General features: G+C 60.1%; 15 protein-coding genes and 1 pseudogene. 3 read left to right on the top strand and 13 right to left on the bottom strand.

From position 1 onward, the window contains the following. The 11 genes and pseudogenes from AWB67_RS30545 to AWB67_RS30495 all read right to left on the bottom strand — a co-directional run. Positions 1 to 515: alcohol dehydrogenase catalytic domain-containing protein (locus tag AWB67_RS30545; RefSeq protein WP_159965002.1), on the bottom strand; the 515-nt coding region annotated here is incomplete at its 3' end. Positions 516 to 587: 72 nt separating this feature from the next. Further along, complete coding sequence (locus AWB67_RS30540) at positions 588 to 1,310, bottom strand: enoyl-CoA hydratase/isomerase family protein (RefSeq protein ID WP_087659865.1); 723 nt, start codon at positions 1,308 to 1,310, stop codon at positions 588 to 590. Continuing rightward, a complete protein-coding gene (locus AWB67_RS30535) occupies positions 1,307 to 2,476 on the bottom strand; it encodes a CaiB/BaiF CoA transferase family protein (protein ID WP_062643259.1) in 1,170 nt (389 codons plus the stop codon). The genes AWB67_RS30540 and AWB67_RS30535 overlap by 4 nt, the downstream gene beginning before the upstream one ends. 28 nt (positions 2,477 to 2,504) lie before the next feature. Further along, positions 2,505 to 4,010: a TIGR00366 family protein gene (locus AWB67_RS30530; RefSeq protein ID WP_235025418.1), complete on the bottom strand. Its 1,506-nt coding sequence runs from the start codon at positions 4,008 to 4,010 to the stop codon at positions 2,505 to 2,507. A gap of 69 nt (positions 4,011 to 4,079) precedes the next feature. Next, the gene (locus AWB67_RS30525) at positions 4,080 to 5,195 is read right to left on the bottom strand and encodes a Rieske 2Fe-2S domain-containing protein (protein ID WP_087659863.1); all 1,116 of its coding nucleotides are present in this window, start codon (positions 5,193 to 5,195) and stop codon (positions 4,080 to 4,082) included. Positions 5,196 to 5,275: 80 nt separating this feature from the next. Further along, the gene (locus AWB67_RS30520) at positions 5,276 to 6,046 is read right to left on the bottom strand and encodes a PDR/VanB family oxidoreductase (protein ID WP_510183511.1); all 771 of its coding nucleotides are present in this window, start codon (positions 6,044 to 6,046) and stop codon (positions 5,276 to 5,278) included. 424 nt (positions 6,047 to 6,470) lie between these two features. Further along, entirely contained in the window at positions 6,471 to 7,160 is a 690-nt protein-coding gene (locus AWB67_RS30515) for a substrate-binding domain-containing protein (RefSeq protein ID WP_087659861.1), read from the bottom strand. Positions 7,161 to 7,185: 25 nt separating this feature from the next. Then, a pseudogene (locus AWB67_RS43485) lies at positions 7,186 to 7,359 on the bottom strand (LysR family transcriptional regulator); the annotation flags it as partial. A 768-nt stretch (positions 7,360 to 8,127) separates the two neighbouring features. Beyond that, the gene (gene garD / locus AWB67_RS30505) at positions 8,128 to 9,714 is read right to left on the bottom strand and encodes a galactarate dehydratase (protein WP_087659860.1); all 1,587 of its coding nucleotides are present in this window, start codon (positions 9,712 to 9,714) and stop codon (positions 8,128 to 8,130) included. A gap of 191 nt (positions 9,715 to 9,905) precedes the next feature. Further along, entirely contained in the window at positions 9,906 to 11,198 is a 1,293-nt protein-coding gene (locus tag AWB67_RS30500; RefSeq protein ID WP_087659859.1) for an MFS transporter, read from the bottom strand. Between the two features lie 29 nt (positions 11,199 to 11,227). Beyond that, on the bottom strand, positions 11,228 to 12,064 hold the full coding sequence (locus AWB67_RS30495) for an NAD-dependent epimerase/dehydratase family protein (protein ID WP_087659858.1): 837 nt from the start codon (positions 12,062 to 12,064) through the stop codon (positions 11,228 to 11,230). Positions 12,065 to 12,442: 378 nt separating this feature from the next. Here AWB67_RS30495 and garL point away from each other — a divergent pair, with 378 nt between their 5' ends. The 3 genes from garL (at position 12,443) to AWB67_RS40995 (ending at position 14,524) form a co-directional block, all read left to right on the top strand. After that, complete coding sequence (gene garL, locus AWB67_RS30490) at positions 12,443 to 13,228, top strand: 2-dehydro-3-deoxyglucarate aldolase (protein ID WP_087659857.1); 786 nt, start codon at positions 12,443 to 12,445, stop codon at positions 13,226 to 13,228. Between the two features lie 42 nt (positions 13,229 to 13,270). After that, positions 13,271 to 14,164 (top strand): 2-hydroxy-3-oxopropionate reductase, encoded by an 894-nt coding sequence (locus AWB67_RS30485; protein ID WP_062644075.1) that lies wholly within the window; start codon positions 13,271 to 13,273, stop codon positions 14,162 to 14,164. 186 nt (positions 14,165 to 14,350) lie between these two features. Beyond that, positions 14,351 to 14,524, top strand: coding sequence for a hypothetical protein (locus tag AWB67_RS40995; protein ID WP_159964994.1), 174 nt, complete (start codon positions 14,351 to 14,353; stop codon positions 14,522 to 14,524). 672 nt (positions 14,525 to 15,196) lie between these two features. On the opposite strand, the gene AWB67_RS30480 is transcribed toward AWB67_RS40995, so the two are convergent. After that, the gene (locus AWB67_RS30480) at positions 15,197 to 16,723 is read right to left on the bottom strand and encodes a 3-hydroxyacyl-CoA dehydrogenase (protein WP_087659856.1); all 1,527 of its coding nucleotides are present in this window, start codon (positions 16,721 to 16,723) and stop codon (positions 15,197 to 15,199) included. A 7-nt stretch (positions 16,724 to 16,730) separates the two neighbouring features. After that, the coding region (locus AWB67_RS30475; protein ID WP_125477735.1) for an acetyl-CoA C-acyltransferase at positions 16,731 to 17,351 on the bottom strand (621 nt) is incomplete at its 5' end.

Genomic DNA, 17,351 nt, shown 5'->3' with positions numbered 1-17,351 from the left:
GTCACGCCGCAGCCGATGTAGCAGATCTTGTCGAACGGCGCGTCCTCACGCACTTTCGCGACCGCGATCTCGGGAACCACGATGTAGTTCGAAAACGTCGACGTACCCATGTAGTGAAAGAGCGGCTTGCCGTCTAGCGAGAAGCGCGAAGTCGCGTCGGGCATGAGGCCGCGGCCTTGCGTCGAACGGATCGCCTGACAGAGGTTCGTCTTGCGCGACAGGCAGAACTTGCACTGGCGGCATTCCGGCGTGTAGAGCGGAATGACATGATCGCCCTTCTTCAGCGTGCCGACGCCCGACCCCACGTCGACGATCACGCCCGCGCCTTCGTGCCCGAGGATCGCCGGAAAAATCCCTTGCGGATCGGCGCCCGAGAGCGTGTAGTAGTCGGTGTGGCAAATGCCCGTCGCCTTCACCTCGATCAGCACCTCGCCGGCGCGCGGGCCTTCCAGTTCCACGTCTTCAATTGTCAACGGGTCCTTCGCGCGCCATGCTATTGCGGCCTTTGTACGCATTATTGGTCCTTTAGATTTGAGCGAACTTCTTAAGACGCTCTGAAAAAATGGCGCCCCCGCGTCGGCGCATACTCACCCTTGGCGTATATAGTCGAGCATCCGCGATTTGAGCCCCGGCCTCGCTGCGGAACGAACAAGATTGGCCATATCCTGGTCCGCTTGTTCGGTACTCAAGACGTGATACAGATGTTGCTGCGTCTCCCTATCGAGCAAGCTGGCGATGCGGCGCGCGTCGTCGGTCGCCGAGGCGCGCTCGGCCTCATTAATCAACCTGGTGACTAGACCGAGTTCGAACGCTTCAGCCGCAGAAATCGTACTGGTCTGTTCAAGGACCTCGCGTGCGCGCCTGTGCCCTACCAATGCTCCAAAGCGACGCGTTCCTAGCACCAGCCCGAACCTGAGCCCGGGCATACGAAAGCTCGCGTCATGAGTGCTATACCGCTGGCGGCAAGTGGCAAACAGGTCCACGCCCGCGCCAAAATTGCGCCCTTGCGCGAAAGGAACTGTCAAGCACGGCGACGATGCCACAAGATGCAGCAGTGATTCGATACGCACAAGCCTCATCAATAAGTCCGCGTCGCTCTCCCGCTCCAGCTCTCCTTGATCGAACCCGGCGCTAAAGCTTTTTCCGTTTCCGGCAAAAACCAGGAGCCTTGCCCCCGCCTCATGCGCCTTGCTGACCCCCTCGATGAGCGCCTCGACGAGTTCGGCATTGAGCGCATTAAGCTTATCCGGACGATTGAGCGTGAACGTCCAGGACCGCTCCTCAACACCGGTTTCGAGTATGCCGGTCATCGCGCCTCCTCCGGGACAGAGGTGTTGAGATCAGCGATAACTTCTTGCGTGTGTTCACCAAGAGCAGGAGGCGGTCGTCGAACCGGCAAGTTGCGGCCAGACAGGCGAATCGGAGAACCGAAGGTCCGCGTCTTCACACCGTTTGGCAGCGTTACCGGTTGTACCCACTCCATATGCTCGACCTGCGGATCGGCGAGAACGTCCGAATAGCTGTTGATCGGAGCACAGGGCACGCCGGCCGCCCTAAATCGCTCAAGCCAGTGTGATGCGTCTTTCGACTGAAAGTCTTGTTCGAGCATCTCGCGTAATGCGTCCTGATACCGTGCTCGCTCGCTGGGCGTGTCGAAGCGTGGGTCATCCAGCCATTCCACATGCCCCATCACCCGACACACGCTCGCCCACAGCGAATTGTTTCCGGCGGCCATGCCAAAGTGTCCATCGCGGCAGCGAAACACCTGATACGGTGCATTGCGCGGATGGGCCGAGCCTAGCTTGACAGGATCGCGGCCGCTGCCGAAATACTCCGACGTCTGCAGCGCAGCAATGCCGAGTGTCGCTCCGAGCATTGAGATGTCAATGTGAGTGCCGTTGCCGGTTCGCTGCACATGGCGCAGCTCAGCCGCGATTGCGAACGCGGCGTATAGGCCAGCCGAAAAATCGGCGAGCGGTACACCGCACTTGACTGGCGCCCCGCCCGCCTCGCCAGTGACGCTCATGATCCCGCTCATTGCCTGCATCGTCAGGTCGAACCCACCTTCCTGCGCCCTCGGCCCTGTTTGTCCGTAGGCAGAGATAGAGCAATACAGCAAGCGCGGGTTGATCGCGGAGATCGTGTCATAGCCGAGCCCGAGACGGTCCATGACGCCCGGCCGGTTGTTCTCGATGACTACATCGGCCTCGCCCATTAATGACTTTGCGACTTCGAGATCAGTCGCGTTCTTGAGATTGAGCGCAACCGAGCGCTTGTTGCGATTCAGCGAAGCAAAGTTTTCGCTAAACCCCTCGCTGATGGGCGGCCATGAGCGCAGCGTGTCACCCCCTTCGGGATGCTCGATCTTCACCACGTCCGCGCCCATGTCCGCAAGCAGCATCCCGCAGAAAGGTCCAGCGGCGACGTTGCAGATTTCGACGATGCGCACACCGTCGAGCGCCAGTTCATTTTTCATTTGCATATCCCTTGTGAGCGTGAGTCCCTTATAGGCCTGCGAACGCAGGGACAATCAGCAGGTAAACGAATCCGAGGAAGCTCCCGGCGGTCAGAAAAATGACCAATGTGAATCCAAGCACCCGCTGGACACCTACGCCCGCAATGGCTACGACCGGAATCGCCCAGAAGGGTTGGAGCAGGCTGCCGGCCATTTCTCCGGCAGCAATTGCCATGGAAGTGCCCGACATCGACGCGCCAAGATTCATGGCCGCAGGAATCGTGAATGGTCCCTGGACTGCCCAATGTCCCCCGCCGCTTGGTATGAAAAGCGTGATCAGACCGGATGCCAGATAACTGAGAAATGGAAGTGTCGTGCGCGAAGCAATATGAATGTACGCGTCGGCGACAACCTCCGCGAGCCCCGTAGCGGCCATAATCCCCATGATGCCGCCATAAAACGGGTACTGAAGTAGCATGGGACCCGTGACTTTCGCCGCTTGCGCGACTGCCGTCACATAGCGCTTCGGGCTTCCGTGCAGGCACAACCCTGCAAGCAGGAAAATGAAGATCACTGTGTTGATGTCGAGGCTGATGCCATGGCGAACCCATTGCATGACCAGGTATGCCGCACCGGCAACCACGAAGACCAATGCGCAAAGACGCGAGCGGTCAAGCCTGTCGGCCAGCGAATCGCGTTGCCGGGCCGGTTCGGCCGATTCAACTGCTTCTTCTGCCGCGAGCGCGTCGGCCTTTGCGGCAATGATGTCCTTCGCCGCCGGCCTCATCAGGATGAAAATAGCCGGAATCAGAATCATCGCCGCCAGTCCGGTCAACAAGTTCCAACTTGAAAACACGGTATGCGCAAGTGGCACTGTCAAGTGCGTGTGCTGTTCGACGATGTTCAACGGATTGCCAGGCGATGCGATCGACAAGGCTATAGAACTCGACATGCCCGTGAACGCCCACAACACCCATGAACTGTACGCAGCCGCGACCAGCCAGGCGAAGTCGACATGCACTTGCCGCGCGACCTGCTTCGACAGCATCGCCCCGACGACAAGTCCGAACCCCCAGTTTAGGAACGTTGCGATGGCGCCGACAGTGAAGACCAGAACGACGGCCGAGCACGGGCCCACCGCCAACCGGCTCACGCGCAGCAATCCCGCCTTGATGACGGGCGCATCCGCCAGAGCATAGCCAGTCACCAGAACGAGCACCATCTGAAAGGCGAAGGTGAAGATGCCAAAGATACCCTTGTACCAGCCACCGAGTATGATTTCGGGCGTCGCCTTCGGAGCGAATCCAAATGCCGCGAGTGCCGTCAACACCGTCAACACCGTCAACACCGTCAACACCGTCAACACCGTCAACACCGTCAACACCGTCAACACCGTCAACAGGATGACGATGACAAACGGGTCCGGCATCAATCGTTCGAATAGGTAGACGCATGAAGCGACGGCGCGCTGCATGAGCGTGGTACCGTCCGCCTTCGGTTCGGACGGCGGTTGCGGCGGAGCGACAATTGGCGAGGATGTCTCATGGGTTTTCACAATCTGTCTCCTGGGCGTTGAGCCACATGTTTTATCGAGCCGGTAGCGGCACCGGCACCGGATGCACCGTCATGCGGCGGCGGACTCCTTGAGCGGCCCCGGTTGGCCGATCTCCCTTATCTGCAGTTCGCGCTCCTTGCGCTGAAGGCCCATGAGGATCTGCCGCGCGCGGCGTAATGCCTTGTCGGTCTTGAGGAAAAGTTCCGAGTAACCGTCGTCGGGGTACTCCATCATTTGCTGCTGCCGTTCCAGCGCCCACTGGTCTTGGGCGACAACCTCAGGGAACATTTCTGCGACCTTATGCGCGGTCGGCATCGTCGAATCGCTCAGTGTCTTGTGCCACTTCTTGCATGACACCGACCAGCGCCAAACGAGGTTGCGCTCGTCGACCGGCATGTGAAGGTGCAGCAACGTATAGCCGCGCTCCTGGTCCGTGCCGATTTCGCCCTCAGGTGCAACGCGCATCACGACCCGAGTGAGGCCCGGCGTCACCATGCAATGGGTATGAATACGCTCGACGGTGTCGTACAGGAACCATTCCTTGAGATACGGGGGCTGCTGATAGCCGTGAACATGGCGTGTGGTCTTGACGAACTCGTACCCTTCGCTCACGCCTTCATCGAGGCTCACGGGGATCTTGCTGTTTTCCTTGTCGCCAATGTTACCGTCGTGCAGCGGATAGAAGTGCGTGATGTCGAGCAGGTTCTCGATCAACAGCAGATAGTTGGCAGGCACGTGAAGCGGACCGGGCGAACCAATCGAAAGATTCTCCGAATCGGTTACTTCTGGTGTTCGCGGCGGCAGCGAGCGCTGCGCCAGGATAGGATTGCCCGGCCACACCCATACGACGCCGTCCTGCTCCTTCACGGGGATGGAAGTAAGACGTGCCTGAGGCGGAATCGCCTTGTCGGGCTGCGAAGGAATTGCCACGCATTGCCCCGTCGCGTCGTAACAAAGACCGTGATACGCACACTCGAGATGGCCACCATCGAGCAGCTTGCTTTGCGAGAGGGGGAACCGCTTGTGACAGCATCGGTCGTCGAAGGCGACGACTTCGGCCTTGTCCGAGCGCCACATGACAATCGGCCGATTCACTATCTTGTGGCCTTGCAATTGCCCCTCTGGAAACTCTCCTGAAAAACCGATCGGGTACCAGCAGTCCTTCACATAGTGGAATGTGCTCATGGTGAAACCGTCTCCATATGGTTTTTTGGGCAGGGCGCCCTGCCCAGCGGCGGCTGATTACTAAAAACTTGAAGCTTTGACTAAAGGTCGAGAACGAGCGACGCGCTCTTTGCGCGGCTACAGCAAATCATGATGAATTCCTTGCGGTCGTCTTCGTCGAGCACCGAGTCCCGGTGAAGCGGCTCGCCCGAAAGATAGCGCGTCATACACGTGCCGCAATACCCCTCGCAGCACGAGGTGTCGACTTCGACGCCCTGCAGTTTCAATGCGTCGACAATCGTCTCGCCCGGATGCACGGTAAAGCACTTCATCGAGCGAGCCAGTTCGACTTCGAACGTCGAGTCGGGATCGTCATCGGCGGTCCGCACGGGCTCGCCTCCTGCAGAGAAACGTTCGCAATGGACGGTCTCGCGAGGCCAATGCGCGCTGGCTGCTTCGATCGCATCCATGAGGCCCGCCGGTCCACAGTAGTAGAGATGCGCGCCTTCGGAACGGTCTTGCAACGTCGCCTTCAGATCAAGACCCTTGCTAGCATCTCCATTGTCGTAGTGAATCGACGCAAGTCCGCTCGCAACGAGTCCGCAAAGATCCCCCGTGAAAGCGGTGCGCGCCGGCGTGCGAGCGCAATAGTGCAGATGAAATGCTTCGCCGCGGCGCTGTACTTCGGCGATCATTGACATGATCGGAGTAATGCCGATTCCGCCGGCGATGAAGAGATGCCTCGTGGCCGAGTTGGAGAGCGAGAAATGATTTCGCGGAGAAGACACGGTCACAATCTGCCCAGCGCGCAGCACATCATGCATAGCCACAGACCCGCCACGGCCAAGCGGATCTCGCAGCACGGCGATCACGTAACGATGACGCTCCGTGGATGCATTACACAGCGAGTACTGCCGAATCGAACCGTTGGGTAAATGCACGTCGATATGCGAACCTGGCGTAAACCCCGGCAACGCGTCACTGTCAGTACTGACGAATTCGAACGCGTTGAGGTCCTCTGCGAGATAGGAGACGGACTGCACGCGCACCTTTAGTTTCGAGGGCGCAACGGGGTTTTGACGCACGAGCGGGGACTCGTGCAGTTCGACTGCATTCATGTCTTCCTCCATATGCTGCTCTGAACGGCAACTCCGGTGCTTCGAATCGTGCGGATCAGGGCGCCTTTGCTTTAGAGAAAGAGTAGATGCGAGGATCTATAACAACAAACGAGTAATTTTCGAGTTCATGCATCAACTTTCTTGAACTGATTTGCTGCCGTGCAGCATACGACTTTATCTATTTTTGATCAAAAGTGCTCACCTCCCGAGCGAGTTCAGCCACAGTACGTGCAAGTGAGAATGAGTGACCCAGAGGGAAAACGGCGACGAATGGCACGGGCTCAAGCCGCGGAAAGGTTTTGACGATTTTGAGCCTGCCGCTTTCTAACTCGTTTCCATAATTCTTTGCTGGCAAGTAAGCGACGCCCATCCCCGCGGTCGTCATCGAGGCTGCCACCGCCACGCTTTTGCAGCGAGCGAGATAACGGGCGCGCACATGTTCATTCTGGAACCAGTCCTCGATCGCCGAATAGTGAAACGACTTCGGCTTCATACCAATGATCGGATAGGCTGCGAGGTCCGCCGGACCGTATACGCGATCCTCAAGCCCCAACGCAGGACTCGCCATCCACTCGAAGGCAACCGTGCCAAGTGGCAACGTAGAGAGTTCCTGTGCACGCGAGTGACCGGGCGCCAGCACAAGCTCAAGTTCAGCCTGCATAAGGCTCTCTATGAGTTCTGCAGTCAGCGCCTCCTCGATCTCGAGGCGTACGTTGGGATAACGCTGCGCGATGGTGCGAATTAGATGAGGTAGCCACGTTGTCGTAATGACTTCGGCAACGCCAAACCGCACCGTTCCGAACACTGATTCCGGCGCGGCGATGCGATGCTCGAGTTCTGTCGACAAATTCGAGAATGCGGCTGGCATATTCCATCAGCTCGCGTCCCTTCGGGGTGAGGCGGGCCGTCCTGTGAGTTCGATCGAAAAGCTCAACGCCAAGTGTGCGCTCGAGTTCGCGCACCCTCATCGACACCGCAGACTGGGTTGCATACAGTTTCTCCGCAGCCGCCGAAAAACTTCCGAGCGTTACGGTCCAGAAAAAGGTTTCCAGTTGTTGCAAAGTCACGTTTGCCACCGCCTGCCTGTTGAAGAAGTTCAGCCAGATTGTCTTCCGGACAGTGTACCCACTGGTGCGGCATTCGCATTAAGCCGGGGAAATTCCGCGTTCTGTTCTGATGCAGTCTGGGGTTGCATGCTCGACGAGCCCGTGGATGTCGAGCATGCTCAGTTCCAATCAATTGAGGCGCTCAGCAATGCTCGCAGGGTCAGACGGCCAACCAATTTCATCCAGCGATAGCTGAAAACTACATGCCCAGCACGCCCTTAAGTACAATCGGGCAATACGGACGGAAAAGGCCGCACCGCACCATCAACCATTGCGTCACGCCACACTTTCCCATACTTACTTTGCACGATCGGAAAACGCCGAAGAACAATGAAAACCTATCCAATTCATGTAGCACGCAGCGGGTACCGTGGGTCCGACCCGAAGAAGCGCGAAAGCCGCTGACCATAATCGTGACGCCTCGCTGCTGGAGTCGTGCGCGAACGATCTGAGCCACATATCAGGCGGTTTCAACCTTGGGCGGGTACGGTTTTCTGTGCGAGGCGAGGTAGTTGAACACAAGCGGCGCGTGATGTGCCTGAGCCTCCTGGGATGGCGCGCTCGAACGAGCGCCTTCGCGCCCGTGTTTCCAGGGTCGAGCCATTAGCCCAGCATGACCGGTTCTCGTACAGCAGTCCTTCACCTTCTCAAGTGACGCCGGCAAGGCAGCATGGCAACAACAGAATCCGCATTGTGCTTGCACAAAATGGGGAAGCCCTTGTAGTTGCCTTAGGTCACCGGCGCGGGATTAAACAGAACCAACGCGTTATGCAGCTTCAACTTCTCCGCACAAGTCTGCTTGCGTCCGCTTGCGACTTCGAGCATCAGCCTGAACAACTCCCAACCTACATCTTCGATTGAAGACTCGCCGGTCGCGATCGTCCCCGCGTTGATGTCCATCAGATCGTGCCAGCGGCGCGCCAGATCGGAACGCGTCGCGACCTTGATCACCGGCACTTCCGCGAGGCTGTACGGCGTGCCGCGACCGGTCGTAAATACATGCAGGTTGATCCCCGCCGCCACCTGCAGCGTGCCGCAAATAAAATCGCTGGCGGGCGTGGCCGCGTAGATCAGCCCTTTCTGCCTGACCTTCTCCCCCGGCGACAGCACGCCGGAAATCGCCGAACTACCCGACTTGATGATCGACCCCATCGCCTTCTCGACGATATTCGACAGGCCACCCTTCTTGTTGCCCGGCGTCGTGTTCGCGCTGCGATCCGCGCTGCCGCGCTTCAGGTAATCGTCATACCACTGCATTTCGCGGATGATCGCCGCCGCCACGTCCGGATTCGCCGCGCGGCTCGTCAACTGGTCGACGCCATCGCGCACTTCCGTCACCTCGGAGAACATCACGGTCGCGCCCGCGCGCACGAGCAGATCCGTTGCGAATCCGACCGCCGGATTCGCCGTCAGCCCGGAAAACGCATCGCTGCCGCCGCACTGCACGCCGATCACCAGATCGGAGGCTGGACACGTCTCGCGACGCCGGTTGTTCAGCCGCTCGAGATGCCGCTCGGCCATCCGCATGATCGAGTCGATCATCGACTCGAAGCCGACATGTTGCTCGTCCTGCAGCACGACCACGTCGCCGTTCGCATCCGCGCCGATGTCGCCGATGTCGGCCACGTCGTCGACGGCCGTGGTCATGATCGGAATCGTGCCTGGCGGCATGAGACGCTCGGGTTGCAGCTTCTCGCAGCCGAGGCTCACCATCATCACCTCGCCGCCGAAATTCGGATTCAGGCTGATGTTGCGCACGGTGCGGATGGGCACCATCGCGTCGGGTGCGTCGATCGCGACGCCGCAGCCGTACGTGTGCCCAAGACTCACGACATCGTCGACGTTCGGATAGCGCGGCAACAGCTCTGCCTTGATGCGCGCGACCGCGTGCTGGACGACGTCGGCGACGCATTGCACGGTCGTCGTGATCGCGAGGATGTTGCGCGAGCCGACCGTGCCGTCCGCGTTGCGATAGCCCTCGAACGTGAAGCCTTCGAGCGGCGGCATCTCGGGCGGCTTGATGGTCGCGATCGGCAAGCCTTCGAGTCCCGGCGGGCTCGGCATGCGGATCACGTGCTCGTTGATCCAGCTTCCCTTCGGCAGGTTCTTCAGCGCGTAGCCGATCACCACGTTATAGCGGATGACTTCATCGCCCTCGGCGAGGTCCGCGAGCGCGACCTTGTGCCCCTGCGGCACGCGCTCGCGCAGCACCAGGCCGTCTGCGAAGGTGGCACCTTCCGGCAACCCGCCATCGTTGACGACGATCGCCACGTTGTCTTGCGGATGAACGCGTATGTAAAGGGGAAACTGGATCATTTCATCCTCTGAGCGGCAAGATGGTGAAGTACGTGGGTCATCGTCACTATGATTTTGAGGAAAGCACCCACCGTCGGACTCGGTGATATAGCAGTTCATACATGCGGTCGCTATGAAAAGCGAAGCGGAGCCGGTGGGCGCTGCCTGACAAGCTAGCCGGCATCCTGAGATGCCGGACCTAACCCCTCGTCTTACTTGACCCCAGGGCTCACTGCCACCAATTGCGGTTCGAGCATCCGGTCGCCGCTTCTCGCCAGCCAACACACCGCCACCGCCGCGATTACATCAAAGACCGCGAGGACGACAAACAGCGGGCTGTAACCGACCTGCGTGACCAAAACGCCGAACAGCGCCGTGAACGCCGCAGCGCCCAAGTAACCCGCCATGCCGCCCATCCCCGTGGCGGTCGCGACTTCGTTCTTGCCGAACATGTCCGACGTAATCGCATACAACGCACCTGACAAGGTCTGATGGGCGAAGCCGCCGACGCACAGCAGCGCAACAGCCGCATAAGGGCTGGCTACCAGTCCGACACATGCCGGCCCGACCATGCAGAGTGCACCGAAGACGAAGACCATCTTGCGCGACGTGAACAGCGAAACCTTCGCGTACTTATGGAACAGCGGACTGAGGTAGCCGCCAAGCACGCAACCAATGTCTGCAGCGAGAAAGGGCATCCACGCATACAGCGCGATTTCCTTCAGGTTCATGTGCCGCTCGGTCATCATGTACAACGGAATCCAGGCATTGAAAGTTTGCCAGGCCGGCTCGGACAGAATCCGTGGGATGCCGATCGCCCAGAAATTGCGGCTGCCGATCATTTCGGTCCACTTTCGCTTCGGCGCGCCCACATCACTGTGCTTCGCCTCCTGCCCGCTGAGGATGTAATCCCGTTCAGCGTCGCTCAGCAACTTCTGATCACGCGGATGCTTGTACAGCAGCATCCACAACGCGCTCCAGGCTATGCCCAACACGCCGACGATCAGGAACGCCCATTGCCATTGCCCGTGCAGCAACGCCCAGACGACCAACGGCGGTGCGAGCAGCGCGCCGATGGACGAGCCGATGTTGAACCAGCCGATCGCCACCGAACGCTCCTTGGCCGGGAACCACTCGCTGGTCGCCTTCACGCCCGCCGGAATGCCGGCCGCTTCGGCGATGCCGAGAAGGCCGCGAAAGAACGCAAGACTGCGCCAGTCGGTCGACCATGCCGCCGCTGCGCAGGCCAAAGACCACGCGAGCGCGAATGCCGCAAAACCAATCTTGGTGCCGACCGTGTCGAGCAGATAGCCCGCAACCGGTTGCATAAACGCATAACACAGTTGCCACGCCACCACGACGTGCGCGTACTGCTCGGTGGTCATGTGGAGGTCTTTCATCAGCGTCGGCGCCGCTACCGAAAGCGTGTTGCGCGCGAGGTAATTGATGATCAGCCCGGCCGCGACCAGGCTGACCATCCACCAGCGGATGCCCTTGATTTTCATTGCAGTGTCTCCTCGAAGTCTTTTACTGATCAGATGGGCCGGACCGCGGGAGCCGTCGAGCCATCAGGCCCGGAATCGACGCGCGAGTAATCGAGGCCGACGAAGCTGCCGCCCTGGTAGCGTTGGCCCAAAGTGTCGAGCGGGTTCGGCCCTGCCAGCACTTGCGCGGCGTACACCTCGGCGTTCTGTGTCGGCTGATAACCCAAACGTTCGGCCCCGCCGTTGTCCCACCAACTCCGTGTGTTGGCGGAGACGCCCCAGACCGTCATGAAGCCGACGTCCTCCGCTTCGATACAACGGTCAAGAAAATGGATCAGGTCGCAATGGCCGAACCAGGTGCTCAGGTGTCTGGGCTCGGTCGGACGATCGAGGCAACTGCCGATACGTACGCAAATACTTTCGATGCCGTGCTTGTCCCAATACATTCTTGCCAATGCTTCGCCCCACACTTTGCTCAGGCCGTAAAACCCGTCTGGGCGCAACGCGCAGTCGAGGGTGAGAGGTTCAGTGACCGGGTACATGCCGATCGCGTGGTTCGAGCTGGCGAACACCACGCGTCGCACGCCTTGTCTGCGCGCGCCTTCGTACACTTCGACGAGCGCGAGAAGGTTGTTGTCGATGATCTCGGGCAGAGGGCGCTCCACGCTCGTACCTGCAAGGTGGATCAACACATCGACACCGTCCAGCAGGCGGTCTACGACGGCCGGGTCGCGTAGGTCGCCATGCATGACATCCTCACCGTCCACTAGAGGAGCAAGGGCCTTTGAGCCTGCGGCCGAGCGCAACGGAATGCCACGTGCGATCAACTCTGTCCGTACGACCGAGCCGAGCTGCCCACCGGCCCCACTCAGGGCAATCTTCTTCATAAAGGTCCTTTAAGTGCCCCAAACGCTTGAGCCAAGCTGGCAGATTCAGCGGTCAAGCCGAGACGGTAGAGCGAGCCAATAAGCGATCGCTAGTTGTACGATAACGTACTTTGTCATACTGGCGTCTGAATTCATCTAGGCACTTACCCGCAGATAATGCACCACCGAGCAGAGCCGTCGCGGCAATTCACGGAATGCGTGCCAAAACTGGGACTAGCGCAGCGTGGCGAGGGTTTGGTGGCTGAAGGTATACGCAATACATTACGGGTAAACGTCCCTGTTCCGCCACGGTCATAAGACATACGATGTACTCTGACGTCAGACGACAAAAAGCATCTGACGAACCTTTATTTACTCCCGATTTCAGGAAAACTAGACATGACAGCGTCGACCCCTTATCAGCCGTTACCGAACACGTTTCGCCAGTCGGTTCGCGACGGCGAGCGCCTGATTGGGGGATGGGCCTCCCTCGCAAGTCCGATCACGACGGAATTGCTGGGCGTCGTCGGTTTCGATTGGCTGTTGCTGGATGCGGAACACGCCCCGAACGACGTTCTAACGCTCATCCCGCAGCTCATGGCACTCAAAGACAGCCCGAGCGCGCCTTTCGTACGGCCACCGGCGAATGACAACGTTGTCATCAAGCGCATGCTGGACGCAGGTTTTTTCAACTTTCTGATCCCTTTCGTAGACAGCGCCGCTGATGCGGAACGCGCCGTCGCCGCGACACGTTACCCGCCGCTGGGCGTGCGTGGCGTATCGGTCGGCCAACGAGGCAATCGCTACGGAACCATTGCCAACTATTTCGACGTTGCAAACGACAACATCTGCGTGGTCGTGCAGATCGAGAGCCGTGCTGCAGTCGAGGCGATCGATGAGATTACCGCGGTCGATGGTGTTGATGCCGTGTTCGTCGGTCCCTCCGATCTCGCCGCCTCATACGGGCATATCGGCAATGCAAACCACCCCGAAGTGCAGGAAGCCATCGCTTATGTTTTCGAGCGCGTCAAGGCGGCCGGCAAGGCAAGCGGCATTCTCGCGCCCATGCAGGCGGATGCCGAGCGCTACCTCGCGATGGGGAGCACGCTGGTGGCGGTCTGCGCCGACATGGGCCTCCTTCGGAACGCCGCACAAGCCGTACAGAAGCATTTCATGCAGAAGTAAGCACGCGTGGTCAACGTGACATCACAACGTTTGGAGAATCAAATGCAAAAGGCAGGCTTTATCGGACTTGGGATCATGGGCACGCCGATGGCGGCGAATCTGCGAAGGGGTGGCGTCGAACTCGTCGCGTTCACTAAAGGTGCCGTGCCGGCCGACCTCACGCAGGCAGGCGTCGTCGCGGCAGACAGTGCCGCTGCGGTCGCCGCCCAAGCGGACGTCATCTTCATCATGGTTCCGGACACGCCCGACGTCGAACGCGTGCTGTTCGGTGAAAACGGCGTGGCCGAGAGCCTGCGCGCCGGTCAGATCGTGGTCGACATGAGTTCGATCTCCCCGATGGCCACGCGCGATTTCGCCGCCCGCGTGCGCGAGCGTGGCGCGGAGTATCTCGATGCGCCTGTTTCGGGAGGCGAAGTCGGCGCTAAAGCGGGATCGCTCACGATCATGGTGGGCGGCTCGCAAGCGAGCTTCGACACGGTGAAGCCCTACTTCGACATGATGGGAAAAAACGTATCTCTGATTGGCGAAGTCGGCGCCGGACAAGTTTGCAAGGTCGCCAACCAGGTGATCGTCGCCGCGACCATCGAGGCAGTCGGCGAGGCGTTACTGTTGGCATCCAAAGCCGGCGTGGATGCGGAGAAGGTTCGTCAGGCGCTGATGGGCGGCTTTGCGTCGTCCCGGATTCTCGAAGTGCATGGCGAGCGCATGACGAGGCGCACCTTCAACCCCGGATTCCGTATCGAGCTGCATCAGAAAGATTTGAATCTCGCGCTTTCGACGGCGCAGGCGCTCGGCGTCTCGCTACCGAATACCGCAACGTGCCAGGCGCTGTTCAACGCCTGCGCGGCCCACGGCGGCAAAGCGTGGGACCACTCGGCCATGGTGCGCGCGCTGGAAATCATGGCAAACCATGAGATCGGCCAGGTTGCCCGATAAGCAAATATGCGCGGCATCAAGAACTCGCCGCCGCCACTGGCGTGAGCGTGTACTTCTGCGACCCACACAGCCCCTGGCAGCGCGGCACTTGCGAAAACACCAATATAGATAGTCCGTCCCGCCTTCCGTGATACTGGCGTCCGTTGTTTTAGGAGGAAAAGAGTTGAGCACGCTTGGGCAGAGGGCTTGCGCACCGAGCGGCTTTCCGTCGATGCCCTTCGCGGCGATCGGGCGGTGCTGCGTGAACGCATGGCTGCGGCCGCGTCGGCCGACGGCGCGGTGCAAGCGCTGATCGTCGATGCCGAAACGAGGGCCAATCTGAGCGTGCTCGCGCGAGTCACCGCAACGCGATTCTTCTAGAGATATTCTTCAGACCGGTAATCTAACTTCCAACGAGCACGGGCACACAGCGCTCGATGACTTCAACCACTTCGGCACCTACTCGGGCTGCAATCCCTCTCAGTGAGCTCGGAAGCATACGCCTGGGCTAGACTCGCCTTTGTCAGCGCTCGTCTGCGAACTTCATAAGCGTCGTCCCGCTGATCGAGGCCTTCGATTTGATGCTCCCCACGCTGCAGCGCGCCCCGTTCTCCCGCCAAGACTGGATTCGAGTGAAATACAAGTAAGCACTTTGCCGTCTATTGCCTTTCGAGGGCTTGCCTAGCTAGTGAGGCTGGCATAAGAAGCTGTCGCTTTTCGAAATCGACGACTGTCGCTTTTCAACGATGCCCTCATGCTGCGTTGCAGGTCAATAAGGCCGATGGCTCAAATCGACCCTGAGCCGTCTATCAGACTCGAGGTACCCCAGTGACCGCTTCCAAAGTACAGCCGCCGATCTCCGCACCGAAACAGTTGGTGAATTGCCGGACCACAGCAGCGGTAGCGGAGGGCGGCTCACAAGAAAGCTCGTCGCGTCTGCCGAGGTGCCAGTCACCGACCAACTTCGTAGCTATCCCGCCTCGAAAGCCAAGACTTTGATTCGTCAAACGAGACGCTCGTTCTTCGTCAAGGCCATCGCCCGGTTGAAATCGATCAATCCGGAAGACCGAGCGGCAGATTCAGAGCGGCGCGCCGGGACAGCCAAACGCCAGGGCGGTAACGCGGATCGCCGTAGAGATCCACGAGACCCTTCAGCACGGCGACGATCCGTATTGCACCGACACGGTCGCCGAGCGCCAGAGGCCCGAGCGGGTAGCCGAGTCCGAGTCGAACCGCGGCGTCGATGTCGTCCGGCGAGGCAATCCGCTGCTGGGCGATTTCGCAGGCCGTGTTCACGATGCAGGCGAGAATGCGCTGTGCCACAAAACCACCAGAGTCACGGATCGTGGAGACTGGAGCGCCATCGATCGCGAACAGTATCTGAGCGTGTTCGAGCATGTCGGTGCGCGTCGCGGGAGTCGGCATGATCACGCGTCGCAGGTCTCGATCGAATCCAAAAAGGGTATCCACGGCTACCACGCGCGTGGCATCGAGCGCTTCGGAGGTTGCGCTGGTGGTCGCATCGTGTCCGAGTGGTGTCACGACAATCAAGGCGTCGTGACTCGGTGCACTGCCCGTCTCCACTTCAACGTCCAACGTTTGGAGCAAATCGAGCACCCGCTGCGCTTCGTCCGGATGACGAGAACTCACCCACACCGCGGCGGGCTTCCATCCAGTCCTCTCTTGAGCCGAGACCGGCTCCGACACCCTGGTTCCACCGTCATACTCATAGAAGCCCGAACCGCTCTTACGCCCCAGCATTCCCCCGGCAAGACGTATGGCCGTAATAGGGGACGGTCGGAACCTCGGCTCGTCATAGAACTGCCGATAAATCGATTCCATCACCGGGTGCGACACATCGAGACCGGTCAAGTCCAGCAGTTCGAATGGACCCATGCGAAAGCCCATCTGCTCACGCACGATGGCGTCGACTGTCGGCTCGTCAGTCACGCCCTCCTGAACGATGCGCAAGCCCTCCGTATTGAGCGCGCGCCCAGCATGATTCACGATGAAGCCTGGCATGTCGCGACAACGGACTGCCGTATGTCCGAGTTGCTGGGCGAGCGAGGCGAGCCAGTCGATGGTGGCGTCGCCCGAACGCAGGCCGCGCACGACTTCGACTACTTTCATGAGCGGCACGGGGTTGAAGAAGTGATAGCCCGCAACCCGCTCAGGATGACGACACCCTGCGGCAATTGCCGTGATTGACAATGACGACGTGTTCGAAGCGAGCGCCGCGTCGTCGCGCACGACCTCCTCGAGCTGGGCAAACAACGATCGCTTCACTTCCAGCTTCTCGACAATCGCCTCGACCACCAGATCGCAATCGGCGAGTCCGCCGACGGAGTCCACCGGTTGAAGGCGACGCAGTGCCGCTTGCGCCTGCTCCGAGGTGAGTTTGCCCTTGGCAGCGAGCTTGTCGAGCATGGCGCCGATCGCAGCGATGGCGCGCGCGGCCGCGGCCGTATCGATGTCCATTAGCCGGACTTCTAGACCAGCAACCACCGCGATTTGGGCAATTCCCTGCCCCATGGCTCCTGCACCCACAATTCCAATCTTCGCGTGTTGAACGTTTTTCATGTCGACCTCAGACCCGTTCAATCGCGATAGCAATGCCCTGCCCTACGCCGATGCACATCGTGCAGAGTGCGAAACGGCCGCCGGTGCGTTGAAGCTGGTAGCTCGCGGTCGTCACGAGGCGCGCGCCGCTCATGCCGAGCGGGTGGCCGAGTGCGATCGCACCCCCGTTCGGGTTGACGCGGGGATCGTCATCCGCGACGCCGAGCATGCGCAGCACCGCCAAGCCTTGCGATGCAAACGCTTCGTTCAGCTCGATCACGTCGAACTGGTCGATCGTCATGTTCAAACGCTTCAGAAGCTTCTGAGTCGCCGGCGCCGGGCCGATGCCCATCACGCGCGGCGGCACGCCGGCCGTCGCGAGACCCAGAATGCGCGCACGCGGCACGAGGCCGAAACGCTTCGCGCTGTCTTCGTCAGCGAGCAAAAGCGCGGCCGCGCCGTCGTTCACGCCCGACGCATTGCCCGCCGTCACGCTGCCATCCGGGCGCACGACGCCCTTCAGCTTCGCCAGCGCCTCGATGCTCGTCTCGCGCGGATGCTCGTCCTGCGAAACGACGATCGGATCGCCCTTCTTCTGCGCGATCGTCACCGCGACGATTTCCTGCGCGAACGTGCCGTCGGCCTTCGC

Origin of the sequence: Caballeronia terrestris (genome assembly GCF_001544515.1) — a bacterium.
GTDB classification, from domain to species: domain Bacteria; phylum Pseudomonadota; class Gammaproteobacteria; order Burkholderiales; family Burkholderiaceae; genus Caballeronia; species Caballeronia terrestris.
Note: the sequence above shows the minus strand (reverse complement) of the source record. Positions and strands in the feature narration are given on the sequence as shown.

Bases quoted from the DNA above. Each gene is read 5' to 3' on its own strand.
- AWB67_RS30535 (WP_062643259.1), bottom strand. From the start codon at position 2,476: ATGAAAAATGAACTGGCGCTCGACGGTGTGCGCATCGTCGAAATCTGC.
- garL (WP_087659857.1), top strand. From the start codon at position 12,443: ATGACAGCGTCGACCCCTTATCAGCCGTTACCGAACACGTTTCGCCAG.
- AWB67_RS30485 (WP_062644075.1), top strand. From the start codon at position 13,271: ATGCAAAAGGCAGGCTTTATCGGACTTGGGATCATGGGCACGCCGATG.
- AWB67_RS30540 (WP_087659865.1), bottom strand. From the start codon at position 1,310: ATGACCGGCATACTCGAAACCGGTGTTGAGGAGCGGTCCTGGACGTTC.
- AWB67_RS30515 (WP_087659861.1), bottom strand. From the start codon at position 7,160: ATGCCAGCCGCATTCTCGAATTTGTCGACAGAACTCGAGCATCGCATC.
- AWB67_RS30480 (WP_087659856.1), bottom strand. From the start codon at position 16,723: ATGAAAAACGTTCAACACGCGAAGATTGGAATTGTGGGTGCAGGAGCC.
- AWB67_RS30495 (WP_087659858.1), bottom strand. From the start codon at position 12,064: ATGAAGAAGATTGCCCTGAGTGGGGCCGGTGGGCAGCTCGGCTCGGTC.
- garD (WP_087659860.1), bottom strand. From the start codon at position 9,714: ATGATCCAGTTTCCCCTTTACATACGCGTTCATCCGCAAGACAACGTG.
- AWB67_RS30525 (WP_087659863.1), bottom strand. From the start codon at position 5,195: ATGAGCACATTCCACTATGTGAAGGACTGCTGGTACCCGATCGGTTTT.
- AWB67_RS30500 (WP_087659859.1), bottom strand. From the start codon at position 11,198: ATGAAAATCAAGGGCATCCGCTGGTGGATGGTCAGCCTGGTCGCGGCC.